We start from the raw sequence: 25,081 nt of genomic DNA, 5'->3' as shown, positions 1-25,081 counted from the left end.
CGAGCGATGTTCCGCCGCACGTTCTGGTTCACCGCCGGCGCAGCCGCCGGCGTGTGGGCCACCACCAAGGTCAACCGCAAGCTCAAGCAGCTGACCCCCGAGAGCCTCGCGGCGCAGGCCGCGGACAAGGCGATCGAGACCGGTCACAAGCTCAGGGGCTTCGCCCTCGACGTACGCGAAGGCATGGTCCGGCGCGAGGCCGAACTGGGCGGTGCCCTGGGCCTGGAAGCGCCGGTCGACCCCGACCTTCCCGTACAGCGGCACTTCGCCGTCGAGGCGGCCGAGCCGCCCGCGAAGGCGACCTCGTACCGCAAGCTCCCCTCCAACGCGAACCACTACAACTCGAACAACCGGAATGAGGACCACTGATGGAGTCGGCCGAAATTCGCCGCCGCTGGCTGAGCTTCTTCGAGGAGCGCGGTCACAGCGCCGTGCCTTCGGCGTCGCTCATCGCGGACGACCCGACTCTGTTGCTGGTCCCCGCGGGCATGGTCCCCTTCAAGCCGTACTTCCTCGGCGAGGTCAAGCCGCCCGCCCCGCGCATCACCAGCGTGCAGAAGTGTGTCCGTACGCCGGACATCGAAGAGGTCGGCAAGACCACCCGCCACGGCACCTTCTTTCAGATGTGCGGCAACTTCTCCTTCGGGGACTACTTCAAGGAAGGCGCCATCCAGCTCGCCTGGGAGGCGTTGACCAACTCCGTCGAGGACGGCGGCTACGGCCTGGACCCCGAGAAGCTCTGGATCACGGTCTACCTCGACGACGACGAGGCCGAGCAGATCTGGCGCGACAGGATCGGCGTTCCCGCCGAGCGCATCCAGCGCCTGGGCAAGAAGGACAACTTCTGGTCCATGGGCGTCCCCGGCCCCTGCGGCCCGTGCTCGGAGATCAACTACGACCGCGGCCCCGAGTTCGGTGTCGAGGGCGGCCCGGCCGTCAACGACGAGCGCTACGTGGAGATCTGGAACCTGGTCTTCATGCAGTACGAGCGTGGTGCCGGCGACGGCAAGGAGGATTTCCCGATCCTCGGGGACCTGCCGTCGAAGAACATCGACACCGGTCTCGGCCTCGAACGCCTCGCCATGATCCTGCAGGGCGTACAGAACATGTACGAGACCGACACCCTGCGCGTCGTCATGGACAAGGCCACCGAGCTGACCGGCGTCCGCTACGGCGCCGAGCAGGGAACGGACGTCTCGCTCCGCGTCGTCGCCGACCACATCCGTACGTCGGTCATGCTCATCGGCGATGGCGTCACCCCTGGCAACGAGGGCCGCGGTTACGTGCTGCGCCGCATCATGCGCCGCGCCATCCGCAACATGCGCCTCATGGGCGCCACCGGTTCGGTCGTCAAGGACCTGGTCGACGTCGTGATCGAAACGATGGGCCTCCAGTACCCGGAGCTGATCACCGACCGCAAGCGCATCGAGACGGTCGCGCTCGCCGAGGAAGCCGCCTTCCTCAAGGCCCTCAAGGGCGGCACCAACATCCTGGAGACCGCCGTCACCGAGACCAAGGCCGCCGGCGGCCAGGTCCTCGCCGGCGACAAGGCGTTCCTGCTCCACGACACCTGGGGCTTCCCGATCGACCTCACCCTGGAGATGGCCGCCGAGCAGGGGCTCTCCGTGGACGAGGACGGCTTCCGCCGCCTCATGCAGGAGCAGCGCGACAAGGCCAAGGCCGACGCCCGCGCCAAGAAGACCGGTCACGCCGACCTGTCCGCCTATCGCGAGGTCGCCGACACCTCCGGTGCCACCGAGTTCACCGGCTACACCAGCACCGCCGGCGAGTCCACCATCGTCGGCCTGCTGGTCGACGGCGTGCCCTCGCCCGCCGCCACCGAGGGCGACGAGGTCGAGGTCGTCCTCGACCGCACCCCCTTCTACGCCGAGGGCGGCGGCCAGCTCGCCGACACCGGCCGGATCCGGCTCGACACCGGCGCCGTGATCGAGATCCGCGACGTGCAGAAGCCGGTCCCCGGCGTCCACGTGCACAAGGGCGTCGTCCAGGTCGGCGAGGTGACGGTCGGAGCCCCCGTCTTCGCCTCCATCGACAACACCCGCCGCCGCGCCATCGCCCGCGCCCACAGCGCCACCCACCTCACGCACCAGGCGCTGCGTGACGCGCTGGGCCCGACGGCCGCCCAGGCCGGTTCGGAGAACTCGCCCGGTCGCTTCCGCTTCGACTTCGGTTCGCCCGCCGCCGTCCCCGGAACGGTCCTCACCGACGTCGAGCAGCGGATCAACGAGGTCCTCTCGAGGGAACTCGATGTCCAGGCCGAGGTCATGTCCATCGACGAGGCCAAGAAGCAGGGCGCCATCGCCGAGTTCGGCGAGAAGTACGGCGAGCGGGTCCGTGTCGTCACCATCGGCGACTTCTCCAAGGAGCTGTGCGGCGGCACGCACGTCCACAACACCGCCCAGTTGGGGCTGGTGAAGCTGCTCGGCGAGTCCTCCATCGGCTCCGGCGTGCGCCGTATCGAAGCCCTCGTCGGCGTGGACGCGTACAACTTCCTCGCCAGGGAGCACACGGTCGTCGCCCAGCTCCAGGAGCTGGTCAAGGGCCGCCCCGAGGAGCTCCCCGAGAAGATCGCGGGCATGCTCGGCAAGCTCAAGGACGCCGAGAAGGAGATCGACAGGTTCCGCGCGGAGAAGGTCCTCGCCGCCGCCGCCGGACTCGTCGAGTCCGCCAAGGACGTCCGCGGCACCGCCTTGGTCACCGGCCAGGTCCCCGACGGCACCTCCGCCGACGACCTGCGCAAGCTGGTCCTGGACGTGCGCGGGCGCATCCAGGGTGGCCGGCCGGCCGTCGTGGCCCTGTTCACCACGGCCAACGGCCGCCCGCTGACCGTCATCGCCACCAACGAGGCCGCCCGCGAGCGCGGGCTCAAAGCCGGTGACCTCGTGCGCACCGCAGCGAAGACCCTCGGTGGCGGTGGCGGCGGCAAGCCGGACGTCGCCCAGGGGGGCGGCACGGACCCGGCCGCCATCGGTGACGCCGTCGCCGCCGTCGAACGCCTCGTCACCGAGACGGCGTGACGGGCGAGATGACGCAGATGCGCCGGGGCCGACGGCTTGCCGTCGATGTCGGGGATGCCCGGATCGGGGTCGCCTCGTGCGACCCCGACGGGATCCTGGCCACGCCGGTGGAGACCGTGCCGGGACGCGACGTCCCGGCCGCCCACCGGCGGCTGGCCGCCATCGTCGAGGAGTACGAGCCGATCGAGGTCATCCTCGGCCTGCCGCGCTCCCTCGGCGGGGGCGAAGGACCGGCGGCCGTCAAGGTCCGCGAGTTCGCTCAGGTGTTCGCCCGCTCGATCGCGCCCGTTCCGGTGCGGCTGGTGGACGAGAGGATGACCACAGTGACGGCCGCCCAGGGGATGCGCGCCTCGGGCGTGAAGTCCAAGAAGGGCCGGTCTGTCATCGACCAGGCTGCCGCTGTGGTGATTCTTCAGAACGCTCTGGAGTCCGAACGGGCGTCAGGCAATCCCCCGGGTGAGGGCGTCGAAGTGGTTGTCTGATCGCGATACGGTAACGTTCCGCGCGATGCGGCGGTGTTCGAACAAACACCGCACGGCGAAGCGAAGAGACGGAACGTCGTCTCGCGGCTCTAGGGGATCGATGACTGAGTATGGCCGGGGCCCCGGCTCCGAACCGTGGCATCCCGAGGACCCCTTGTACGGGGACCAGGGATGGGGAGGCCAGCAGGCCGCCCACGGCCAGGGCCAGTACGGCGACCAGCAGCAGCCCTATCCGCAGGACCCGTATGCCCAGCAGCACCAGAACCAGAACCAGCAGCACCAGAACCAGCAGTATCAGCAGCAGCAGAACCACCAGCAGTACCCGCAGCAGCAGCCGTACGACCCGCATCAGCAGTACGGGCAGCAGCAGAACCACCAGCAGTACGGCACGCCCCAGCAGGACCCGTACGCACAGCAGCCGGGTGCCCAGCCGCAGTACAACGGTGGCTGGGACACCGGACAGCAGGCCGCCATGTCGTACGGGGCCGAGCCGCAGGACCCGTACGCACAGCAGCCCGGCGGCTACGACGCGGGGCAGGACTACTACGGCACTCCTGAGGCCTACCCTCCGCCGCAACCCCCGGGCCGCCGCGACGCCGCAGCCGAGCAGCAACAACAGCAGCAGTCGGCGGACTGGGACCCGGACGAGCCGCAGGAAGAGACGCACCCCTTCTTCACCGGTGCGGACGAGCCTGCCGGCCGTGAGCCGCGCGACGACGACGATGATCCGGACGACGACGGATCGCGCGCCTCTCGCCGCGACCGGGGCGGAAGCGACCGCCGGGGCGGCAAGGGCAAGAAGAAAAAGAGCCGCAGCGGCTGCGCCTGCCTGGTGGTCTCCGTCGTGCTGGTGGGCGGCCTCGGCGGAGTCTCCTATGTCGGCTACACCTTCTGGAAGAAGCAGTTCGGCGCCCCGGCCGACTACGCGGGGGCGGGTACCGGCCAGGTCGAGGTCGAGATCCCCGAAGGGTCGCTCGGCTACGACATCGCCAACATCCTTCGCAAGAAGGGCGTCATCAAGTCCTCCGACGCCTTTGTCGCGGCGCAGAACGACAACCCCAAGGGCAAGTTGCTCCAAGCGGGCGTCTACCTCCTGAAGAAGGAGATGTCCTCCGCCAGCGCGATCGACCTGATGCTCGACCCCAAGAGCCAGAACGCCTTCGTGATCCCCGAGGGGACCCGTAACGTCGCGGTCTACGCGAAGATCGACGAGCGGCTGGGGCTGGAGAAGGGCACTACGGCGAAGATCGCCAAGACCAAGGCGGAGTCGCTGGGTCTGCCCGACTGGGTGGACGACAACCCGGATGTGAAGGATCCGCTGGAGGGCTTCCTCTACCCGGCCGCGTATCCCGTGGCCAAGGGAACGAAACCCGAGGACACGCTGAAGCGGATGGTCGCGCGGGCCAACAAGGAGTACGCGGACATCGACTTCGAGGCCACGGCGAAGAAGTTCAACCTCGACGGACCGTGGCAGGTGCTCACCGTGGCGAGTCTGGTGCAGGCGGAGGGCCTCACGCACGACGACTTCCGCAAGATGGCCGAAGTCGTCTACAACCGGCTCGAACCCGACAACATCGACACCCACCGCAAGCTCGAATTCGACTCGGCGTTCAACTATCTCAACAACCAGAGCAAGATCAAGATCAGCTCCAAGGAGATCCGGACCAACCCGGACCCGTACAACACCTATTACCACGCGGGGCTTCCGCCGGGTCCGATCAGCAACCCGGGTATGGACGCCATCAAGGCGTCGCTCAACCCGACCACGAACGGCTGGATGTTCTTCATCTCGCTCGACGGCAAGAAGACCGACTTCACGAAGACTGTCGATGAGCACGAGAAGCTGAACGACAAGTTCAAGGAGCAGCAGGGATTTGGCTGATATTCGCCGCCGGGCGGCTGTCCTCGGCTCGCCCATCGCCCACTCCCTCTCCCCGGTCCTGCACCGGGCCGCCTACGCCGAACTCGGGCTCGACCACTGGTCCTACGACCGGTTCGAGGTCGACGAGGCGGCGCTGCCCGGGTTCGTCGAGGGGCTGGATCCCTCCTGGGCGGGGCTGTCGCTGACCATGCCGCTCAAGCGGGCGGTCATCCCGCTGCTCGACGAGATCAGCGCGACGGCGGCCTCGGTGGAGGCCGTCAACACGGTGGTGTTCACCGAGGACGGCCGACGGACCGGTGACAACACCGACATCCCCGGCATGATCGCCGCCCTGCGGGAACGGGGCGTCGACAAGGTCGATTCCGCCGCCGTCCTCGGTGCCGGCGCCACTGCCTCCTCCGCGCTCGCCGCGCTCGCCGCCCTCTGCGTCGGACCGGTCACGGCCTATGTGCGGAGCCCCGAGCGCGCGGCCGAGATGCGGGCCTGGGGTGAGCGGCTCGGCGTCGACGTCGTGATCGCCGACTGGTCGGACGCGGCGACGGCACTGGCCGCGCCGCTCGTCATCGCCACCACCCCGGCCGGCGCCACCGACGCCCTGGCCGGATCCGTGCCGGGAAACCCGGGCATCCTCTTCGATGTGCTGTACGAGCCGTGGCCCACGACGCTCGCCGCGGCCTGGTCGGCGCGCGGCGGGGCGGTCGTCGGCGGACTCGACCTCCTCGTGCACCAGGCCCTGCTCCAGATCGAGCAGATGACCGGCCGGATCCCTGCACCGCTGGCCGCCATGCGGCAGGCCGGGGAAGCCGCGCTCGCGACCCGCTGACGAGGCCGTCGGCCACCGCTGTCCGTCCGTCTGCTGGACCGGCGGCCGGATCGTGCCCCCGGTCGTGGGAGGATCAAAGGTGGCGGGCCAGGGCCGCGCACCCGGTGGCGCCGTTGGATTTTCAGGCGCGAGCATGAGGAGCACCGTTGAGCAGGTTGCGCTGGCTGACCGCGGGGGAGTCGCACGGCCCCGCACTGGTGGCGACGCTGGAGGGTCTTCCCGCCGGCGTCCCGATCACCACGGAGATGGTGGCGGAGGCGCTGGCCCGGCGACGGCTCGGTTACGGCCGCGGCGCGCGGATGAAGTTCGAGAAGGACGAGGTCACCTTCCTCGGCGGCGTACGCCACGGCCTGACCATGGGCTCCCCGGTCGCCGTCATGGTCGGCAACACCGAGTGGCCCAAGTGGGAGCAGGTCATGTCGGCCGACCCGGTCGACCCCGACGAGCTGGCGAAGCTCGCCCGCAACGCTCCGCTGACCCGCCCCCGCCCCGGCCACGCCGACCTCGCCGGGATGCAGAAGTACGGCTTCGACGAGGCCCGGCCGGTCCTGGAGCGCGCCAGCGCCCGGGAGACCGCCGCGCGCGTCGCCCTCGGGGCCGTCGCCCGCTCCTACCTCAAGGAGACCGCGGGCATCGAGATCGTCAGCCATGTCGTCGAACTGGCCGCCGCGAAGGCGCCGTACGGGGTCGTCCCGGTCCCCGCCGACGTGGAGAAGCTGGACGCCGACCCGGTCCGCTGCCTCGACGCCGACGCGTCCAAGGCGATGGTGGCCGAGATCGACCAGGCCCACAAGGACGGCGACACCCTCGGCGGCGTCGTCGAGGTACTGGCGTACGGCGTGCCCGTCGGGCTCGGCTCGCACGTCCACTGGGACCGTCGCCTGGACGCCCGGCTCGCCGCCGCGCTCATGGGCATCCAGGCCATCAAGGGAGTCGAGGTCGGCGACGGTTTCGAACTGGCCCGGGTGCCCGGCTCGAAGGCGCACGACGAGATCGTCGCCACCGACGAGGGCATCAGGCGCACCTCGGGCCGTTCCGGCGGCACCGAGGGCGGTCTCACCACCGGTGAACTGCTGCGCGTGCGCGCCGCGATGAAGCCCATCGCGACCGTGCCGCGCGCGCTCGCCACCGTGGACGTCGTCACCGGCGAGGCCACCAAGGCCCACCACCAGCGCTCCGACGTCTGCGCCGTCCCGGCCGCGGGCATCGTCGCGGAGGCCATGGTCGCCCTCGTCCTGGCCGACGCCGTCGCGGAGAAGTTCGGCGGCGACAGCGTCCCCGAGACCCACCGCAACGTCCAGTCGTACCTCGACCACCTCCAGATCCGATGAGCGGCCCTCTGGTCGTCCTCGTCGGCCCGATGGGCGTCGGCAAGTCCACCGTCGGCGAACTGCTCGCCGCCCGGCTCGGCACCACCTACCGGGACACCGACGCGGACGTTGTCGCCGAGGCCGGCAAGCCGATCGCGGAGATCTTCTACGACGAGGGCGAGGAGCACTTCCGCGCCCTGGAGCGCCGGGCCGTCGAGGCGGCCGTCGCCGGGCACCCGGGCGTCCTCTCCCTCGGTGGCGGGGCCGTCCTGGACGCGGCGACCAGGGAGCTGCTGGCCGGCCGCCCGGTCGCCTACCTCTCCATGGACGTGGACGAGGCCGTCCGCCGCGTCGGGCTGGGCGCCGCCCGCCCCCTCCTCGCGGTCAACCCGCGCCGGCAGTGGCGAGAGCTGATGGACGCGCGCCGCCACCTCTACGAAGAGGTCGCCCGCACCGTCGTCGCCACCGACGAGCACACCCCCGAAGAGGTCGCCCAGGCGATCATCGACGCACTGGAACTGCCGGAGGGCCAAGCCGCCCCCGGCGTGGAGAACACCGGTATGACGCAGCAGGGCCCCACCCGCATCCAGGTCGCAGGCTCCGCGGGCTCCGACCCGTACGAGGTCCTCGTCGGCCACCAGCTCCTGGGCGAGCTGCCCCAGCTCATCGGCGAGCGCGCGCGACGCGTCGCCGTGCTGCACCCCGAGGCGCTCGCCGAGACCGGAGAGGCGGTCCGCCAGGACCTCGCCGACCAGGGGTACGAGGCCATCGCCGTCCAACTGCCGAACGCGGAGGAGGCCAAGACCGTCGAGGTCGCCGCCTACTGCTGGAAGGCGCTAGGCCAGACCGGCTTCACCCGTACCGACGTCATCGTCGGCATCGGGGGCGGCGCCACCACGGACGTCGCCGGGTTCGTCGCGGCCACCTGGCTGCGCGGGGTGCGCTGGATCGCGATCCCGACCACCGTGCTCGGCATGGTCGACGCGGCCGTCGGCGGCAAGACCGGCATCAACACCGCCGAGGGCAAGAACCTCGTCGGCGCCTTCCACCCGCCCGCCGGGGTCCTCTGCGACCTCGCCGCGCTGGACTCGCTGCCGGTCAACGACTACGTCTCCGGCATGGCCGAGATCATCAAGGCCGGGTTCATCGCCGACCCGGTCATCCTGGACCTGGTAGAGGCCGACCCCGAGGGTGCGCGCACACCGGCCGGGCCGCACACCGCAGAGCTGATCGAGCGCTCCATCCGGGTCAAGGCCGAGGTCGTCTCCAGCGACCTCAAGGAGTCCGGACTCCGAGAGATCCTCAACTACGGTCACACCCTGGCCCACGCCATCGAGAAGAACGAGCGCTACAAGTGGCGCCACGGCGCGGCCGTCTCCATCGGCATGGTCTTCGCCGCCGAGCTGGGCCGGCTCGCCGGACGCCTCGACGACGCCACCGCCGACCGGCACCGCAGCGTCCTTGAGTCGGTGGGCCTCCCCCTCGCCTACCGCGGCGACCAGTGGCCCAAGCTGCTGGAGAACATGAAGGTCGACAAGAAGTCGCGCGGCGACCTGCTGCGCTTCATCGTCCTGGACGGCATCGGCAGGCCCACCGTCCTGGAGGGCCCCGACCCGGCCGTGCTGCTCGCCGCCTACGGGGAGGTCTCCGCGTGACCCGAAGGGTCTTCGTCCTGAACGGCCCCAACCTCGGACGGCTCGGCTCGCGCGAGCCCGACGTCTACGGGGCCACCTCCTACGCCGGACTCGTCGACGCCTGCACGATTCTCGGCAAGGAGCTCGGCTTCGACGTCGAGGTGCGGGAGACCAACGACGAGGGCCGGCTGATCCGCTGGCTCCACGAGGCGGCGGACGGAGCGATTCCGGTCATTCTCAACCCGGGCGCCTTCACGCACTACTCGTACGGCATGCGGGACGCGGCCGCCCAGCGCACCGCCCCGCTGATCGAGGTGCACATCTCCAACCCGTACACCCGCGAGGAGTTCCGGCACACGTCCGTGGTCGCCGCGGTGGCCACGGGCACGGTGGCCGGATTCGGCATCGGCTCCTACCGGCTCGCCCTGCGTGCCCTGGCCGACGAACTGACGGACTGACAGCACGCGAGGCCCGTCCGCTCTCCGCACGGGCGATGGGCACTTCGCACCCTCCTGGGCCGTTCACCCCGAGACGGCCCGGGAAGGTACGGTGGCCGTCCCATCAGCGTCAGTTGCAGTTACGAGACGGAGTGGCACCGGATGCAGCACGCAGTGGGGGCCCCGCTGCCGCCGCCCCACGGACCCGGCATCGGGCACGTCGGTCGGCCGTACCCGGCCCAGCACCCCGGCCCGCCCCCGATATCCCCGCCGCCCGGCCAGGCCCCGCCTGCTCCCGGTCAGGCTCCGCCTCCTCCGGCCCAGGGGCGGCCCCAGCAGCCTCCCGCTCCCGGCCGGGCCCCGCAGCCGGACTGGAGCGGCACAGGACCCACACCGCCGCCCGCCGGGCAGGCCACCGGGCACATCCAGCTGCCCCCGGGCGGCCCCGTTCCGCTGCCCGCACCGCCCGCCGGGGCCGGCACCGGCGGGGCGACGCTCGCCGTCCTGCTCATCGGCCCGGCCGGGGCGGGCAAGACCACGGTCGCCAAGCTCTGGGCGGCCCGCCGCCGGGTGCCCACCGCCCACGTCTCCCTCGACGACGTCCGCGAATGGGTCCGCTCCGGCTTCGCCGATCCACAGGCGGGCTGGAACGACCACTCCGAGGCCCAGTACCGGCTGGCCCGCCGCACCTGCGGCTTCGCCGCCCGCAACTTCCTCGCCAACGGCATCTCCTGCATCCTCGACGACGCCGTCTTCCCCGACCGTCCGGTCGTCGGCCTCGGCGGCTGGAAGCGCCACGTGGGCCCCGGCCTGCTGCCGGTGGTCCTGCTGCCCGGCCTGGAGATCGTCCTGGAGCGCAACGCCGCCCGCAGCGGCAACCGCAGGCTCTCCGACGAGGAGGTCGCCCGCATCCACGGCCGGATGGCCGGCTGGTACGGCTCCGGCCTCCCGATCATCGACAACTCCACGTACGACGTCGAGACCACCGCCCGCGTCCTGGACGACGTACTGGCCCGCTCCATCGCGAGCCCGCCCGCCTGGTAGCCGTCGGAGGGCCGCCCGGCCGGGAGGGCCTTCCGAGGGCGGCAGGCCCGGCGGGCCCCGGCGCTTGGACCCCGGTCGGGTGCGCAGGCCGGGCGGGCCGCCGCCCCCGCTCGTACGCTCGAACCATGTCAGAGGTGCACGCCGTCCGACGCGGGCTGCTCCGCGACCGGTGCGCCGCCGCGGGCTCCGCGGCCGCGCTGGTCTCCCGCCCCGCCAACGTCCGCTATCTCGCGGGCGGAGCGCCGCCGGGCGCCGTGCTGCTGCTCGGCCCCGGCGAGGACGTTCTGCTCTGCCCCCGCGCCCCGGCCGGTGAGGGCGCCCACGGGCGGCCCGACGAGGCGCTCCGGATCGACCTCCTGCCCGTCCCGGACGGGGACCCGGTGGTCGCCGCCGCGGGCCTCGCCGCCTCGGCGGGCGCGGAGTCGCTCGCCGTCGAGGAGCACGATCTGACCGTGGCCAGGCACCGTGCCATGGGGAAGACCGCCCCACGCCTCCGGCTGGCCGATCTGGGCTTCACCGTGGAGCAGCAGCGGATCGTCAAGGACGAGGAGGAGATCGGCTGCCTCCGGATCGCCGCCGAGATCACCGACCAGGCTCTTAGCGAACTCCTCGAATCGATCCTGGTCGGCCGCACCGAGCGGCATCTCGCCCTGGAACTGGAGCGCCGCCTGGTCGACCACGGGGCGGACGGCCCCGCCTTCGCCACCTCCGTGGCCACCGGACCCAACTCCGGTCAAGGACGGCACCGGCCCTCGGACCGCAGGGTGGAGGAGGGGGATTTCCTCTCCGTCCGCCTCGGGGCGAACTACCACGGCTACCGCTGCGAGATCGGCCGGACCTTCGTCATCGGCACCGCCCCGGCCGAGTGGCAGATCGAGCTCTACGACCTCGTTTTCGCCGCTCAGCGGGCGGGCAGGGAAGCCCTGGCACCCGGGGCCGCCTACCGGGACGTGGACCGCGCGGCCCGGCATCCGCTGGAGTCCGCGGGGCACGGAGAGGGGCTTCAGCCGAGGACCGGGCACGGTGTGGGGCTCGAAATCGAGGAGGACCCGCAACTGGCACCGACAGCCATGGGTAAACTGGACGCTTGTGTGCCGGTCACCGTCGAACCGGGGGTCCACCTCCCGGGCCGGGGCGGTGTCCGGATCGATGACACGCTCGTCGTGCGCCCCGAGGCGGACGGCGGACCCGAGCTACTCACCATGACGACCAAGGAGCTGCTCGCGCTCTAGCGCGCATCCTCGGTCGTTCCACCAGCTTCAGTCCAGGAGATTCCGCAACCGTGGCTTCCACGAACGACCTCAAGAACGGCCTGGTGCTCAAGCTCGACGGAGGCCAGCTCTGGTCCGTCGTCGAGTTCCAGCACGTCAAGCCCGGCAAGGGCCCCGCCTTCGTGCGCACCAAGCTCAAGAACGTGCTCTCCGGCAAGGTCGTCGACAAGACGTTCAACGCCGGCGTGAAGGTCGAGACGGCCACCATTGACCGCCGCGACATGCAGTTCTCGTACATGGACGGCGAGTACTTCGTCTTCATGGACATGAGCACCTACGACCAGCTCATGGTCGACCGCAAGGCCGTCGGCGACACCGCCAACTTCCTGATCGAGGGCTTCACCGCCTCGGTCGCCCAGCACGAGGGCGAGGTGCTCTACGTCGAGCTGCCCGCCGCGGTCGAGCTGGTCATCCAGCACACGGACCCGGGGGTCCAGGGCGACCGCTCCACCGGCGGCACCAAGCCCGCGACGCTGGAGACCGGTTACGAGATCGGCGTGCCGCTCTTCATCACCACCGGCGAGAAGATCAAGGTCGACACCCGCTCGGGCGGCTACCTCGGCCGGGTGAACAGCTAACCGTGGCTGCCCGGAACAAGGCCCGCAAGCGCGCCTTCCAGATCCTCTTCGAGGCCGACCAGCGCGGTGAGTCCGTGCAGAGCGTCCTCGCGGACTGGGTTCGGCTCTCGCGGACCGACGACCGTCAGCCGCCGGTCGGTGAATTCACGATGGAGCTCGTCGAGGGGTACGCGCAGTACGCGGACCGGATCGACGACCTCATCGTCACCTACGCCGTGGACTGGGAGATCGACCGCATGCCGGTCGTCGACCGGAGCATCCTGCGGCTCGGTGCGTACGAGCTGATCTGGATGGACGAGACCCCGGACGCCGTGGTGATCGACGAGGCCGTCCAGCTCGCCAAGGAGTTCTCCACCGATGACTCCCCGTCCTTCGTGAACGGCATGCTGGCCCGTTTCAAGGACCTGAAGCCGAACCTCCGCCGGGAGCAGTAGCCCCCGGCGGCGACGGTTCGGTCGCGCACACACCACGACGGGCCCACGGTCAGCCGACCGTGGGCCCGTCGGTGTACCGGGCGTTCCCGCCCGGGCCGGAACACGGAGACCGAAACGCCGGTCGGGCGGGCACCCGAAGGTCCCCGCCCGACCGGCGGCACGTTTCTGCTGTGGGGTCCCGCCCCGCTCGCTCAGCCCTCGTCGTGGGAGACCGCGCGACGCGCGTCCGCGTCCAGCACGCCCCAGCTGATGAGCTGCTCCGTGAGCACGGAAGGCGACTGGTCGTAGATCACGGCGAGCGTGCGCAGGTCGTCCTGGCGGATCGAGAGCACCTTGCCGTTGTAGTCACCGCGCTGGCTCTGGATGGTCGCCGCGTAGCGCTGCAGCGGACCGGCCTTCTCCGGCGGGACGTGGGCGAGGCGCTCCAGGTCCAGGACGAGCTTCGGCGGCGGCTCGGCGGCCCCGCCCGGCGTCGTACCGGGCAGCAGCTCCTGCACCGGGACCCCGTAGAAATCCGCCAGCTCGGCGAGGCGCTGGACGGTCACGGCACGGTCGCCGCGCTCGTACGAACCGACCACGACGGCCTTCCAACGACCCTGGGACTTCTCCTCCACGCCGTGGAGGGAAAGGCCCTGCTGGGTGCGGATGGCACGGAGTTTGGCCCCGAGCTGTTTTGCGTATTCGCTGGACATATGGCTCCCCGGACGCTGGAACAGTGTGCGGCTCCGCCGCGTGGCTGGTAACTCACTGTGAGGTTACGCAGCGTTACTTGGATGCGTCAAGCCGAATGGTCCGGACCGGTACCTCCCGGGGGTGGGGCCAGGGCCGAGCGCAAGCCCTGGTAGCGTGGATGACGCAATTTCGACGTCCTTTAACGATCCGTCCCGTGAGGCGGAGAAGGAGGTCCGTTTCTTATGGACGCACAGCACGACGACACCGGCAACGCGGCGCGCCCCGTTCTCGAGGCCCCCGACATCGCCCGTGTTCTGACCCGTATCGCCCACGAGATCGTCGAACGCGCCAAGGGCGCCGACGACGTGGTGCTGCTCGGCATCCCGACCCGAGGCGTGTTCCTCGCCCGTCGGCTGGCCGAGAAACTCCAGGAGATCACCGGCCGGAAGACGCCGGTCGGATCGCTCGACATCACCATGTACCGCGACGACCTGCGGATGCGCCCGGCGCGCGCCCTGGCCCGTACCGAGATCCCCGGCGAGGGGATCGAGGGCAGCCTGGTCGTCCTGGTCGACGACGTGCTCTTCTCCGGCCGCACGATCCGCGCCGCCCTCGACGCGCTCGGCGACATCGGCCGCCCGCGCGCGGTGCAGCTCGCGGTCCTCGTCGACCGCGGCCACCGGGAACTCCCGATCCGCGCGGACTACGTCGGCAAGAACCTCCCCACGTCGCTGCGGGAGACGGTCAAGGTCCAGCTCGCCGAGGAGGACGGCCGCGACGCCGTGCTGCTGGGCGTCAAGCAGGCCACCTCCGCGGACACGCAGTAGCCCGAGTCCTCCCGTACGGCCTTTCGGGGACGTACGGCTGTTTCTCTGTGTGCCCGCATGCCTGAAACTCCCTCCAGCAACCCGGAGAACCCCCAGATGATGCGTCACCTCATCTCGGCCGCCGACCTCACCCGCGACGACGCCGTCCTGATCCTCGACACCGCCGAGGAGATGGCCCGGGTCGCGGACCGGCCGATCAAGAAGCTCCCCACCCTGCGCGGCCGTACCGTCGTCAACCTCTTCTTCGAGGACTCGACCCGCACCCGCATCTCCTTCGAGGCGGCCGCCAAACGCCTCTCCGCCGACGTGATCAACTTCTCGGCCAAGGGCTCCTCCGTCTCCAAGGGCGAGTCCCTGAAGGACACCGCGCTGACCCTGGAGGCGATGGGCGCCGACGCCGTCGTCATCCGGCACGGCGCCTCCGGAGCCCCCTACCGGCTCGCCACCTCCGGCTGGATCGACGGAGCCGTGGTCAACGCCGGGGACGGCACCCACGAGCACCCCACCCAGGCGCTGCTGGACGCCTTCACGATGCGCCGCCGGCTCGTCGGCGCCGACACCGGGCTCGGCCGCGACCTTGACGGCCGCCGCATCACGATCGTCGGCGACATCCTGCACAGCCGCGTCGCCCGCTCCAACGTCCACCTGCTCACCACGCTCGGCGCGCACGTCACCCTGGTGGCCCCGCCCACCCTCGTGCCCGTCGGCGTCGAGAAGTGGCCCTGTGACGTCAGCTACAGCCTCGACAACGTGCTGGCGAAGTCCGATGCGGTGATGATGCTGCGTGTGCAGCGTGAACGGATGAACGCCGCGTACTTCCCGACCGAGCGCGAGTACTCCCGCCGCTACGGCCTGGACGGCGAGCGGATGGCGAAGATGCCCGAGCACGCCATCGTCATGCACCCCGGCCCGATGGTCCGCGGTATGGAGATCACCGCCGAGGTCGCCGACTCCGACCGCTGCACGGTCGTCGAGCAGGTCGCCAACGGCGTCTCCATCCGCATGGCCGTGCTCTACCTGCTGCTCGGCGGCTCCGACACCGCACTGTCCGCCGCCCCCGCCCGTACCGAGGAGAACAAGTAACCATGAGCAAGATCCTTATCCGCGGTGCGCGGATCCTCGGCGGCGAGCCGCGGGATGTCCTGATCGACGGCGAGACCGTCACCGAGGTGGGCACCGGCATCGACGCCGCCGGCGCCACCGTGATCGAGGCGCAGGGGCAGATCCTGCTGCCCGGCCTGGTCGACCTGCACACCCATCTGCGCGAGCCCGGCCGCGAGGACTCCGAAACCGTCCTCACCGGCACCAAGGCAGCGGCCGTCGGCGGCTTCACCGCCGTGCACGCCATGGCCAACACCTTCCCCGTCGCCGACACCGCCGGCGTCGTCGAGCAGGTCTGGCGCCTCGGCAAGGAGTCCGGCTACTGCGACGTCCAGCCCGTCGGCGCGGTCACCGTCGGCCTGGAGGGCAAGCAGCTCGCCGAGCTCGGCGCGATGCACGACTCCGCCGCCGGGGTGAAGGTCTTCTCCGACGACGGCAAGTGCGTCGACGACGCGGTGATCATGCGCCGCGCCCTGGAGTACGTGAAGGCCTTCGACGGCGTCGTCGCCCAGCACGCCCAGGAGCCCCGCCTCACCGAGGGCGCCCAGATGAACGAGGGCATCGTCTCCGCCGAACTCGGGCTCGGCGGCTGGCCCGCCGTCGCCGAGGAGTCGATCATCGCCCGCGACGTCCTCCTCGCCGCCCACGTCGGCTCCCGCGTCCACATCTGCCACCTCTCCACCGCCGGCTCCGTGGAGATCGTCCGCTGGGCCAAGTCCAAGGGCTGGAACGTCACCGCCGAGGTCACCCCGCACCACCTCCTCCTCACCGACGAGCTGGTCCGCACCTACAACCCGGTCTACAAGGTCAACCCGCCGCTGCGCACCGAGGCCGACGTCCTGGCCCTGCGCGAGGCGCTCGCCGACGGCACGATCGACTGCGTCGCCACCGACCACGCCCCGCACCCGCACGAGGACAAGGACTGCGAGTGGGCTGCCGCCGCCATGGGAATGGTGGGCCTGGAGACGGCTCTCTCGGTCGTCCAGCAGACGATGGTCGACACCGGTCTGATCGACTGGGCGGGCGTCGCCGACCGCATGTCCTTCCGCCCCGCGGCCATCGGCCGGCTCGAGGGACACGGCCGCCCCGTCTCGGCGGGTGAGCCCGCCAACCTCACCCTGGTCGATCCGGCATACCGTGGAGCCGTGGACCCCGCGGGCTTCGCGTCCCGCAGCCGCAACACCCCCTACGAGGGCCGTGAGCTGCCGGGCCGCGTCACCCACACCTTCCTGCGGGGCCGCGCCACGGTCGTCGACGGGAAGCTCGCGTGACTACTCTGACCCCCCTGTTCCACCTGGCCGCCGAGCAGAAGTCGGCGGAAGTGACGGACTGGTCCGCCCGCATCGCCTGGGTGATCGGCCTGTTCGTCTTCATCGCCCTCATCTACTGGCTGATGCGCGAGGGCTGGAAGTGGCGCGCCCGCCTCCAGTCGGGCCTGCCGGAGCTCCCGGCAGCCCCCGAGGGCTTCACCGACGACGAGACGCTGCTGACGCTCCAGGGGCGCTACCACGCCTCCACCACCGCCGGTCAGTGGCTCGACCGGATCGTCGCGCACGGCCTCGGCACCCGCAGCCGTACCGAGCTCACGCTCACCGCCCGCGGCCTGCACGTCGAACGCCCCGGGGCGACCGACTTCTTCATCCCCGCAGAGGCGCTGCGCGAGGCCCGTCTCGACAAGGCGCTCGCGGGCAAGGTCCTCCCCGAGGGCGGCCTGCTGATCATCACCTGGGCGCACGGCGAGACGCTGATCGACTCCGGCTTCCGCTCCGACCACGCCGCCGAGCACCAGGCCTGGGTCGACGCCGTCGACCAGCTCATCGGCGCCCCGGCCGCCACGGAACTCACCAGCACCACTACGGAAGGCACCGCACGATGACGATCTCCACCCGGGGGGCCCAGACCCCCGCCGTACTCGTCCTGGAGGACGGCCGCGCCTTCCGCGGCCGTGCCTACGGGGCCGTGGGGGAGACCTTCGGCGAAGCGGTGTTCTCCACCGGCATGACCGGCTACCAGGAAACGCTGACCGACCCCTCGTACCACCGTCAGGTCGTCGTCATGACGGCCCCGCACGTCGGCAACACCGGAGTGAACGACGAGGACCCCGAGTCCGGCCGCATCTGGGTCTCCGGTTACGTCGTCCGCGACCCCGCCCGCAAGCCCTCCAACTGGCGCTCGCAGCGCTCGCTGGACGAGGAGCTGACGGCGCAGGGCGTCGTGGGCATCAGCGGCGTCGACACCCGCGCCCTCACCCGCCACCTGCGCGAGCGCGGCGCGATGCGCGTCGGGATCTTCTCCGGCAACGCCCTCCCCGACGAGGGCACCCTCCTCGCCAAGGTCCGCCAGGCCCCCGAGATGACCGGCGCCGACCTCTCCGCCGAGGTGGCGACGGAGGAGACGTACGTCGTGCCCGCGATCGGCACGAAGAAGTTCACCGTCGCCGCGATCGACCTCGGCATCAAGGGCATGACCCCCCACCGGATGGCCGAGCGCGGCATCGAGGTCCACGTGCTGCCCGCCACCGCCACGCTGGAAGAGGTGTACGCCGTCAACCCCGACGGCGTCTTCTTCTCCAACGGCCCCGGCGACCCGTCCACCGCCGACCACCCGGTCTCCCTCATGCGGGGCGTCCTGGAACGGTCCACCCCGCTCTTCGGTATCTGCTTCGGCAACCAGATCCTCGGCCGCGCGCTCGGCTTCGGCACCTACAAGCTGAAGTACGGCCACCGCGGCATCAACCAGCCGGTGCAGGACCGCACCACCGGCAAGGTCGAGATCACCGCGCACAACCACGGCTTCGCCGTCGACGCCGCGCTGGACCGGGTGTCCGACACGGAGTTCGGCCGCGCCGAGGTCTCCCACGTCTGCCTCAACGACCAGGTGGTCGAGGGCCTCCAGCTCCTGGACCGGCCCGCCTTCAGCGTTCAGTACCACCCCGAGGCGGCCGCAGGCCCGCACGACGCCGCGTACCTCTTCGACCGTTTCACCACCCTGATGGAGGGCCAGCGTGCCTAAGCGCTCCGATATCCAGTCCGTCCTGGTCATCGGCTCCGGTCCGATCGTCATCGGCCAGGCCGCCGAGTTCGACTACTCCGGCACCCAGGCCTGCCGTGTCCTCAAGGCCGAGGGCCTGCGCGTCATCCTGGTGAACTCCAACCCGGCGACCATCATGACCGACCCGGAGATCGCCGACGCCACCTACGTCGAGCCGATCACCCCCGAGTTCGTCGAGAAGATCATCGCCAAGGAGCGCCCCGACGCGCTCCTGCCCACCCTCGGCGGCCAGACCGCGCTGAACACCGCGATCTCCATGCACGACAACGGCGTCCTGGAGAAGTACGGCGTCGAACTCATCGGCGCCAACGTCGAGGCGATCAACAAGGGCGAGGACCGCGAGCTCTTCAAGGGCGTCGTCGAGGCCGTCAAGGCGAAGATCGGGTACGGCGAGTCCGCCCGCTCCGTCATCTGTCACACCATGGACGACGTCATCGTCGGCGTCGACACCCTCGGCGGCTACCCCGTCGTCGTCCGCCCCTCCTTCACCATGGGCGGCGCCGGCTCCGGCTTCGCCCACGACGAGGAGGAGCTGCGCCGCATCGCCGGACAGGGCCTCATGCTCTCGCCGACCACCGAGGTGCTCCTGGAGGAGTCCATCCTCGGCTGGAAGGAGTACGAGCTGGAGCTGATGCGCGACCGCAACGACAACGTCGTGGTCGTCTGCTCCATCGAGAACTTCGACCCGATGGGCGTCCACACCGGCGACTCGATCACCGTCGCCCCGGCGATGACGCTCACCGACCGCGAGTACCAGCGGCTGCGGGACGTCGGCATCGCGATCATCCGCGAGGTCGGCGTCGACACCGGCGGCTGCAACATCCAGTTCGCCATCGACCCCACCGACGGGCGGGTCATCGTCATCGAGATGAACCCGCGCGTCTCCCGCTCCTCGGCGCTCGCTTCCAAGGCCACCGGCTTCCCGATCGCCAAGATCGCCGCCAAGCTCGCCGTCGGCTACACCCTGGACGAGATCCCCAACGACATCACCGAGAAGACCCCGGCCTCCTTCGAGCCGACCCTCGACTACGTCGTCGTCAAGGCCCCGCGCTTCGCCTTCGAGAAGTTCCCCTCCGCCGACTCCACCCTCACCACCACCATGAAGTCGGTGGGCGAGGCCATGGCGATCGGCCGGAACTTCACCGAGGCCCTCCAGAAGGCCCTGCGCTCCCTGGAGAAGAAGGGCTCGCAGTTCGCCTTCACCGGCGAGACCGGCGACAAGGCGGAGCTGCTCGCGGAAGCGGTCCGCCCGACCGACGGCCGGATCAACACCGTCATGCAGGCCATCCGGGCCGGAGCCACCCAGGAGGAGGTCTTCGACGCCACGAAGATCGACCCCTGGTTCATCGACCAGCTCTTCCTGATCAAGGAGATCGCCGACGAGCTGGCCTCCGCCGAGCGCCTGGACGCCGACCTGATCGCCGAGGCCAAGCGGCACGGCTTCTCCGACGCCCAGATCGGCGAGATCCGCGGGCTGCGCGAGGACGTCGTCCGCGAGGTCCGGCACGCGCTCGGCATCCGCCCGGTCTACAAGACGGTCGACACCTGCGCCGCCGAGTTCGCCGCGAACACGCCGTACTTCTACTCCTCCTACGACGAGGAGAGCGAGGTCGCGAGCCGCACCAAGCCGGCCGTGATCATCCTCGGCTCGGGCCCCAACCGCATCGGCCAGGGCATCGAGTTCGACTACTCCTGTGTGCACGCCTCCTTCGCCCTGAGCGACGCGGGCTACGAGACCGTCATGGTCAACTGCAACCCGGAGACCGTCTCCACCGACTACGACACCTCCGACCGGCTCTACTTCGAGCCGCTCACCCTGGAGGACGTCCTGGAGATCGTGCACGCCGAGTCGCTGGCGGGCCCGATCGCCGGAGTCATCGTGCAGCTCGGCGGCCAGACCCCGCTCGGCCTCTCGCAGGCGCTCAAGGACAACGGCGTACCCGTCGTCGGCACCTCCCCGGAGGCGATCCACGCCGCCGAGGACCGGGGTGCCTTCGGCCGGGTCCTGGCCGAGGCGGGGCTGCCCGCGCCCAAGCACGGCACCGCCACCACCTTCGGCGAGGCCAAGGCCATCGCCGACGAGATCGGCTACCCCGTCCTCGTACGGCCGTCGTACGTGCTCGGCGGGCGCGGCATGGAGATCGTGTACGACGAGACGCGCCTCGCCTCGTACATCTCCGAGTCCACCGAGATCAGTCCCACCCGGCCGGTCCTGGTCGACCGCTTCCTCGACGACGCCATCGAGATCGACGTGGACGCCCTCTACGACGGCACCGAGCTGTACCTCGGCGGCGTCATGGAGCACATCGAGGAGGCCGGCATCCACTCCGGCGACTCGGCGTGCGCCCTGCCCCCGATCACGCTCGGCGGCTTCGACATCAAGCGGCTGCGCGCCTCCACCGAGGGCATCGCCAAGGGCGTCGGCGTCCTTGGGCTGATCAACATCCAGTTCGCGCTCTCCGGCGACATCCTCTACGTCCTGGAGGCCAACCCGCGCGCCTCGCGCACCGTCCCCTTCACCTCGAAGGCGACCGCCGTCCCGCTCGCCAAGGCCGCCGCCCGTATCTCGCTGGGCGCGACCATCGCCGAGCTGCGCGCGGAGGGACTGTTGCCGAAGACCGGCGACGGCGGCACCCTGCCGCTGGACGCGCCGATCTCCGTCAAGGAAGCCGTGATGCCGTGGTCGCGCTTCCGCGACATCCACGGCCGGGGCGTCGACACGGTCCTCGGACCGGAGATGCGCTCCACCGGCGAGGTCATGGGCATCGACTCGGTCTTCGGCACGGCGTACGCCAAGTCGCAGGCCGGCGCCTACGGCCCGCTGCCCACCAAGGGCCGCGCGTTCATCTCGGTCGCCAACCGGGACAAGCGCTCGATGATCTTCCCGGCCCGCGAACTGGTCGCCCACGGCTTCGAGCTGATGGCCACCTCCGGCACCGCCGAGGTCCTCAAGCGCAACGGCATCAACGCCACCGTCGTGCGCAAGCAGTCCGAGGGCACCGGACCGAATGGTGAGAGGACCATCGTCCAGCTCATCCACGACGGCGAGGTCGACCTCATCGTCAACACGCCGTACGGCACCGGCGGCCGGCTCGACGGCTACGAGATCCGCACCGCGGCCGTGGCCCGCTCCGTACCGTGCCTGACCACGGTCCAGGCGCTCGCCGCCGCCGTCCAGGGCATCGACGCCCTCAACCACGGCGACGTCGGGGTCCGTTCACTCCAGGAACACGCGGAACACTTGATCGCGGCGCGCGACTAGCCGCCGGAGAGGGGGACACCGGAAACGGTGTCCCCCTCTCCGCGAGCCCTGTCGAGCACACCGAGTACCTAGGACATCTCCCATGTACAAGCTCTTCTTCCGGCTGCTCTTCAAGCGGATGGACCCCGAGCAGGCCCACCACGCCGCCTTCCGGTGGATCCGCCTCGCCGCCCGCCTCCCCGTCCTGCGCACCTTCGTCGCCGCGGCCCTCGCCCCGCGCTCCAAGGAGCTGCGCACCGAGGCCCTCGGCCTGCGGATGCACGGCCCCTTCGGCCTCGCCGCCGGCTTCGACAAGAACGCCGTCGCGATCGACGGCATGGCGATGCTCGGCTTCGACCACATCGAGATCGGCACCGTCACCGGCGAACCGCAGCCCGGCAACCCCAAGAAGCGCCTCTTCCGGCTCGTCGCGGACCGCGCGCTGATCAACCGCATGGGCTTCAACAACGAGGGCTCCGTCGCCGTCGCCGCCCGTCTGGCCGCACGCAACCCCGTCTTCCGCACCACGGTCGGCGTCAACATCGGCAAGACCAAGGTCGTCCCGGAGTCCGAAGCAGCCGCCGACTACGTGAAGTCCACCGAAGCCCTCGCCGCCCACGCCGACTACCTGGTCGTCAACGTCTCCTCGCCCAACACCCCCGGCCTGCGCAACCTCCAGGCCACCGAGTCGCTGCGCCCGCTGCTCACCGCCGTACGCGAGGCCGCCGACCGCACCGTCACCACCCGACGCGTCCCGCTGCTCGTCAAGATCGCCCCGGACCTCGCGGACGAGGACGTCGACGCCGTCGCCGACCTCGCCGTGGAGCTGGGGCTGGACGGGATCATCGCCACCAACACCACCATCGCCCGCGAGGGCCTGGGCCTGAAGTCGCCCCTCGACCTGGTGGGGGAGACCGGCGGACTGTCCGGCGCGCCCCTCAAGGAGCGCTCACTGGAGGTCCTGAGCCGCCTGTACGCCCGCGTGGGGGACCGGACCACGCTGGTGGGCGTCGGGGGCGTCGAGAACGCCGAGGACGCCTGGCAGCGCATCCTCGCCGGAGCCACCCTCGTCCAGGGCTACAGCGCCTTCATCTACGAAGGTCCCTTCTACGCCCGCGCGATCCACAAGGGCCTCGCCGCCCGGCTCGCCACCTCCCCGTACGCCACCCTCGCCGAGGCCGTCGGCGCCGGGACCCGGAAGGAAGCCGCCCTGTGACGCCCGAACCCTTCGGCGCCCGCCTGCGCCACGCCATGGACATCCGCGGGCCGCTCTGCGTCGGCATCGACCCGCACGCCTCCCTGCTCACCTCCTGGGGTCTGAACGACGACATCGCCGGCCTGGAGCGCTTCACCAGGACTGTCGTGGAGGCGCTGGCCGACCGGGTCGCCGTCCTCAAGCCGCAGTCCGCGTTCTTCGAGCGCTTCGGCTCGCGCGGCGTCGCCGTCCTGGAGAAGGCCGTCGAGGAGGCACGTGCGGCCGGCGCGCTCGTCCTGATGGACGCCAAGCGCGGCGACATCGGCTCCACGATGGGAGCCTACGCGGCGACCTACCTGGACAAGGACTCGCCGCTCTTCTCCGACGCGGTCACGCTCTCCCCGTACCTGGGCTTCGGCTCGCTGCGCCCGGCGCTGGAGGCCGCCGCCGTCTCCGGCGCGGGTGTCTTCGTCCTCGCCCTCACCTCCAACCCGGAGGGCGCCGAGGTCCAGCGGGCCACGGCGGCCGACGGCCGTTCCCTCGCCCAGCTGATGCTCGACCACATGGCCGCCGAGAACGCCGGGGCCGCCCCGCTCGGCTCGGTCGGCGCGGTGGTCGGCGCGACACTCGGCGATGCCGGCGTGAACCTGTCGATCAACGGACCGCTCCTCGCGCCCGGCATCGGCGCCCAGGGGGCGACCCCGGCGGATCTTCCGGCGGTGTTCGGCGACGCGGTGGGCAACGTGGTCCCCAGCGTGAGCCGGGGCGTGCTGCGCCACGGCCCGGACGTGTCCGGGCTGCGCGAAGCCGCCGAACGGTTCGCGGACGAGGTCCGCGGCGCCGTATCCGGCAGCTGACCCTGACACGTTTACAGCGTGTTGACGAAATACTGACGAGAAACCTGGTCGATATGTCGCGAAAATCCTGGTCGGCCACAGCTGACCAGGACTTTTCGTCTGTTCTCGCTGACTACAGCGGTCCTTGCCGCTAGTCTCCGTCGAGAGCGGCCGAGCACAGTGTGTTCTCCGCTCACCTGGTGGGTGGCGTCCAGCTTCCCCGCCGGTCCGTATCCGACAGATCGACATCCGAGGTGACGTAGGCGTGGCTCTTCCGCCCCTTACCCCTGAACAGCGCGCAGCCGCGCTCGAAAAGGCCGCCGCGGCTCGCCGGGAGCGGGCCGAGGTCAAGAATCGACTCAAGCACTCCGGCGCTTCCCTCCACGAGGTCATCAAGCAGGGCCAGGAGAACGACGTCATCGGGAAGATGAAGGTCTCCGCACTGCTGGAATCACTGCCGGGCGTCGGCAAGGTCCGCGCCAAGCAGATCATGGAGCGTCTCGGTATCTCCGAGAGCCGCCGGGTCAGGGGTCTTGGCTCCAATCAGATCGCATCCTTGGAGCGTGAGTTCGGCGGCAGCCCCGCCTGACGTTCTCAGGCACCCCTGAGAACCTGGATAATCGCCCCATGGCTGCAACATCCCGGGGGACGTCCCCCGCACCCCCGGACGTACGTCCGCGGCTGACCGTGCTCTCCGGCCCCTCAGGGGTCGGCAAGAGCACGGTCGTCGCTCATATGCGCACCGTGCACCCCGAGGTCTGGCTCTCCGTGTCGGCGACGACACGCAAGCCACGCCCCGGGGAGCGCAACGGTGTGCACTACTTCTTCGTGGACGACGAGGAGTTCGACAAGCTCGTCGCCAACGGCGAACTGCTGGAGTGGGCCGAGTTCGCGGGCAACCGCTACGGCACGCCCCGGCGTGCTGTGCTCGACCGCCTGGAGGCCGGTGAACCGGTCCTGCTGGAGATCGACCTCCAAGGCGCCCGACTGGTCCGTCAGTCGATGTCCGAGGCGCGTCTGGTCTTCCTGGCTCCGCCGAGCTGGGAGGAGCTGGTGCGCCGGCTCACCGGCCGGGGCACCGAGGCCCCCGAGGTCATCGAGCGCCGGCTGGCCGCCGCGAAGATCGAACTGGCCGCCGAGGCCGAGTTCGATACGACGCTCGTCAACACCTCCGTCGAGGACGTGGCGCGTGAGCTGCTAACGTTGATGCTTCAGGCCTAGATCT

Annotated in this window: 23 protein-coding genes; 22 read left to right on the top strand and 1 reads right to left on the bottom strand. The window is 70.6% G+C overall.

Annotated features, from left to right (window positions below):
- The first annotated feature begins 6 nt into the window (after positions 1 to 6).
- From ACZ60Q_RS29990 to nusB, 12 genes are all read left to right on the top strand, one after another.
- On the top strand, positions 7 to 369 hold the full coding sequence (locus tag ACZ60Q_RS29990) for a DUF6167 family protein (protein ID WP_469640704.1): 363 nt from the start codon (positions 7 to 9) through the stop codon (positions 367 to 369).
- Complete coding sequence (gene alaS, locus ACZ60Q_RS29985) at positions 369 to 3,038, top strand: alanine--tRNA ligase (RefSeq protein WP_469640703.1); 2,670 nt, start codon at positions 369 to 371, stop codon at positions 3,036 to 3,038. The genes ACZ60Q_RS29990 and alaS overlap by 1 nt, the downstream gene beginning before the upstream one ends.
- Before the next feature lie 8 nt (positions 3,039 to 3,046).
- A complete protein-coding gene (ruvX, locus tag ACZ60Q_RS29980) occupies positions 3,047 to 3,520 on the top strand; it encodes a Holliday junction resolvase RuvX (RefSeq protein ID WP_469640755.1) in 474 nt (157 codons plus the stop codon).
- Positions 3,521 to 3,620: 100 nt separating this feature from the next.
- Positions 3,621 to 5,402 (top strand): endolytic transglycosylase MltG, encoded by a 1,782-nt coding sequence (gene mltG, locus ACZ60Q_RS29975; RefSeq protein ID WP_469640702.1) that lies wholly within the window; start codon positions 3,621 to 3,623, stop codon positions 5,400 to 5,402.
- Positions 5,395 to 6,225, top strand: a complete 831-nt coding sequence (locus tag ACZ60Q_RS29970) for a shikimate dehydrogenase (protein ID WP_469640701.1) — start codon at positions 5,395 to 5,397, stop codon at positions 6,223 to 6,225. The genes mltG and ACZ60Q_RS29970 overlap by 8 nt, the downstream gene beginning before the upstream one ends.
- Positions 6,226 to 6,371: 146 nt before the next feature.
- The gene (aroC, locus tag ACZ60Q_RS29965; protein WP_469640700.1) at positions 6,372 to 7,556 is read left to right on the top strand and encodes a chorismate synthase; all 1,185 of its coding nucleotides are present in this window, start codon (positions 6,372 to 6,374) and stop codon (positions 7,554 to 7,556) included.
- On the top strand, positions 7,553 to 9,190 hold the full coding sequence (aroB, locus tag ACZ60Q_RS29960; protein WP_469640699.1) for a 3-dehydroquinate synthase: 1,638 nt from the start codon (positions 7,553 to 7,555) through the stop codon (positions 9,188 to 9,190). Before aroC ends, aroB begins: the two co-directional genes overlap by 4 nt.
- Entirely contained in the window at positions 9,187 to 9,627 is a 441-nt protein-coding gene (locus tag ACZ60Q_RS29955; protein WP_469640698.1) for a type II 3-dehydroquinate dehydratase, read from the top strand. The genes aroB and ACZ60Q_RS29955 overlap by 4 nt, the downstream gene beginning before the upstream one ends.
- A 141-nt stretch (positions 9,628 to 9,768) precedes the next feature.
- Positions 9,769 to 10,650 (top strand): Pro-rich N-terminal domain-containing protein, encoded by an 882-nt coding sequence (locus tag ACZ60Q_RS29950; RefSeq protein WP_469640697.1) that lies wholly within the window; start codon positions 9,769 to 9,771, stop codon positions 10,648 to 10,650.
- A gap of 125 nt (positions 10,651 to 10,775) precedes the next feature.
- Complete coding sequence (locus ACZ60Q_RS29945; protein WP_469640696.1) at positions 10,776 to 11,882, top strand: M24 family metallopeptidase; 1,107 nt, start codon at positions 10,776 to 10,778, stop codon at positions 11,880 to 11,882.
- A 50-nt stretch (positions 11,883 to 11,932) separates the two neighbouring features.
- The gene (gene efp, locus ACZ60Q_RS29940; protein WP_469640695.1) at positions 11,933 to 12,499 is read left to right on the top strand and encodes an elongation factor P; all 567 of its coding nucleotides are present in this window, start codon (positions 11,933 to 11,935) and stop codon (positions 12,497 to 12,499) included.
- A gap of 2 nt (positions 12,500 to 12,501) precedes the next feature.
- Positions 12,502 to 12,933, top strand: coding sequence for a transcription antitermination factor NusB (nusB, locus tag ACZ60Q_RS29935; protein WP_050359374.1), 432 nt, complete (start codon positions 12,502 to 12,504; stop codon positions 12,931 to 12,933).
- Positions 12,934 to 13,124: 191 nt separating this feature from the next.
- On the opposite strand, the gene bldD is transcribed toward nusB, so the two are convergent.
- Positions 13,125 to 13,625 carry a transcriptional regulator BldD gene (bldD, locus tag ACZ60Q_RS29930; RefSeq protein ID WP_003970358.1) on the bottom strand — a complete coding sequence of 167 codons (501 nt, stop codon included), beginning with the start codon at positions 13,623 to 13,625 and terminating at the stop codon, positions 13,125 to 13,127.
- A 222-nt stretch (positions 13,626 to 13,847) separates the two neighbouring features.
- Between bldD and pyrR the strand changes: the two genes are divergently transcribed.
- The 10 genes from pyrR (at position 13,848) to gmk (ending at position 25,077) form a co-directional block, all read left to right on the top strand.
- Positions 13,848 to 14,432 (top strand): bifunctional pyr operon transcriptional regulator/uracil phosphoribosyltransferase PyrR, encoded by a 585-nt coding sequence (gene pyrR / locus ACZ60Q_RS29925; RefSeq protein WP_469640694.1) that lies wholly within the window; start codon positions 13,848 to 13,850, stop codon positions 14,430 to 14,432.
- A gap of 96 nt (positions 14,433 to 14,528) precedes the next feature.
- Positions 14,529 to 15,515 (top strand): aspartate carbamoyltransferase catalytic subunit, encoded by a 987-nt coding sequence (locus tag ACZ60Q_RS29920; protein ID WP_469640754.1) that lies wholly within the window; start codon positions 14,529 to 14,531, stop codon positions 15,513 to 15,515.
- 2 nt (positions 15,516 to 15,517) lie between these two features.
- Positions 15,518 to 16,804, top strand: a complete 1,287-nt coding sequence (locus ACZ60Q_RS29915) for a dihydroorotase (RefSeq protein ID WP_469640693.1) — start codon at positions 15,518 to 15,520, stop codon at positions 16,802 to 16,804.
- Positions 16,801 to 17,409, top strand: a complete 609-nt coding sequence (locus ACZ60Q_RS29910) for a PH-like domain-containing protein (RefSeq protein ID WP_469640692.1) — start codon at positions 16,801 to 16,803, stop codon at positions 17,407 to 17,409. The genes ACZ60Q_RS29915 and ACZ60Q_RS29910 overlap by 4 nt, the downstream gene beginning before the upstream one ends.
- Positions 17,406 to 18,545, top strand: a complete 1,140-nt coding sequence (gene carA / locus ACZ60Q_RS29905) for a glutamine-hydrolyzing carbamoyl-phosphate synthase small subunit (RefSeq protein ID WP_469640691.1) — start codon at positions 17,406 to 17,408, stop codon at positions 18,543 to 18,545. The genes ACZ60Q_RS29910 and carA overlap by 4 nt, the downstream gene beginning before the upstream one ends.
- On the top strand, positions 18,538 to 21,846 hold the full coding sequence (gene carB, locus ACZ60Q_RS29900; RefSeq protein ID WP_469640690.1) for a carbamoyl-phosphate synthase large subunit: 3,309 nt from the start codon (positions 18,538 to 18,540) through the stop codon (positions 21,844 to 21,846). Before carA ends, carB begins: the two co-directional genes overlap by 8 nt.
- Before the next feature lie 82 nt (positions 21,847 to 21,928).
- Positions 21,929 to 23,041, top strand: a complete 1,113-nt coding sequence (locus ACZ60Q_RS29895; protein ID WP_469640689.1) for a quinone-dependent dihydroorotate dehydrogenase — start codon at positions 21,929 to 21,931, stop codon at positions 23,039 to 23,041.
- Positions 23,038 to 23,877, top strand: a complete 840-nt coding sequence (pyrF, locus tag ACZ60Q_RS29890; protein ID WP_469640688.1) for an orotidine-5'-phosphate decarboxylase — start codon at positions 23,038 to 23,040, stop codon at positions 23,875 to 23,877. The genes ACZ60Q_RS29895 and pyrF overlap by 4 nt, the downstream gene beginning before the upstream one ends.
- Positions 23,878 to 24,121: 244 nt before the next feature.
- Positions 24,122 to 24,445: an integration host factor gene (locus ACZ60Q_RS29885; RefSeq protein WP_003970367.1), complete on the top strand. Its 324-nt coding sequence runs from the start codon at positions 24,122 to 24,124 to the stop codon at positions 24,443 to 24,445.
- A gap of 38 nt (positions 24,446 to 24,483) precedes the next feature.
- Positions 24,484 to 25,077 carry a guanylate kinase gene (gene gmk, locus ACZ60Q_RS29880; RefSeq protein WP_469640687.1) on the top strand — a complete coding sequence of 198 codons (594 nt, stop codon included), beginning with the start codon at positions 24,484 to 24,486 and terminating at the stop codon, positions 25,075 to 25,077.
- Positions 25,078 to 25,081: the final 4 nt, after the last annotated feature.

This window comes from Streptomyces sp. NPDC104313, from assembly GCF_055583985.1.
The sequence above is the reverse complement of the archived record's forward strand: the minus strand, read 5'-3'. Positions and strand labels throughout refer to the sequence as shown.

Excerpts from the sequence above, each read along its gene's own strand:
- ACZ60Q_RS29945 (WP_469640696.1), top strand. The coding sequence starts at position 10,776 with ATGTCAGAGGTGCACGCCGTCCGACGCGGGCTGCTCCGCGACCGGTGC.
- ACZ60Q_RS29915 (WP_469640693.1), top strand. The coding sequence starts at position 15,518 with ATGAGCAAGATCCTTATCCGCGGTGCGCGGATCCTCGGCGGCGAGCCG.
- ACZ60Q_RS29990 (WP_469640704.1), top strand. The coding sequence starts at position 7 with ATGTTCCGCCGCACGTTCTGGTTCACCGCCGGCGCAGCCGCCGGCGTG.
- ACZ60Q_RS29895 (WP_469640689.1), top strand. The coding sequence starts at position 21,929 with ATGTACAAGCTCTTCTTCCGGCTGCTCTTCAAGCGGATGGACCCCGAG.
- gmk (WP_469640687.1), top strand. The coding sequence starts at position 24,484 with ATGGCTGCAACATCCCGGGGGACGTCCCCCGCACCCCCGGACGTACGT.
- pyrR (WP_469640694.1), top strand. The coding sequence starts at position 13,848 with ATGGACGCACAGCACGACGACACCGGCAACGCGGCGCGCCCCGTTCTC.
- alaS (WP_469640703.1), top strand. The coding sequence starts at position 369 with ATGGAGTCGGCCGAAATTCGCCGCCGCTGGCTGAGCTTCTTCGAGGAG.
- ACZ60Q_RS29950 (WP_469640697.1), top strand. The coding sequence starts at position 9,769 with ATGCAGCACGCAGTGGGGGCCCCGCTGCCGCCGCCCCACGGACCCGGC.
- ACZ60Q_RS29920 (WP_469640754.1), top strand. The coding sequence starts at position 14,529 with ATGATGCGTCACCTCATCTCGGCCGCCGACCTCACCCGCGACGACGCC.
- bldD (WP_003970358.1), bottom strand. The coding sequence starts at position 13,625 with ATGTCCAGCGAATACGCAAAACAGCTCGGGGCCAAACTCCGTGCCATC.
- ruvX (WP_469640755.1), top strand. The coding sequence starts at position 3,047 with ATGACGCAGATGCGCCGGGGCCGACGGCTTGCCGTCGATGTCGGGGAT.
- carA (WP_469640691.1), top strand. The coding sequence starts at position 17,406 with ATGACGATCTCCACCCGGGGGGCCCAGACCCCCGCCGTACTCGTCCTG.
- aroB (WP_469640699.1), top strand. The coding sequence starts at position 7,553 with ATGAGCGGCCCTCTGGTCGTCCTCGTCGGCCCGATGGGCGTCGGCAAG.
- mltG (WP_469640702.1), top strand. The coding sequence starts at position 3,621 with ATGACTGAGTATGGCCGGGGCCCCGGCTCCGAACCGTGGCATCCCGAG.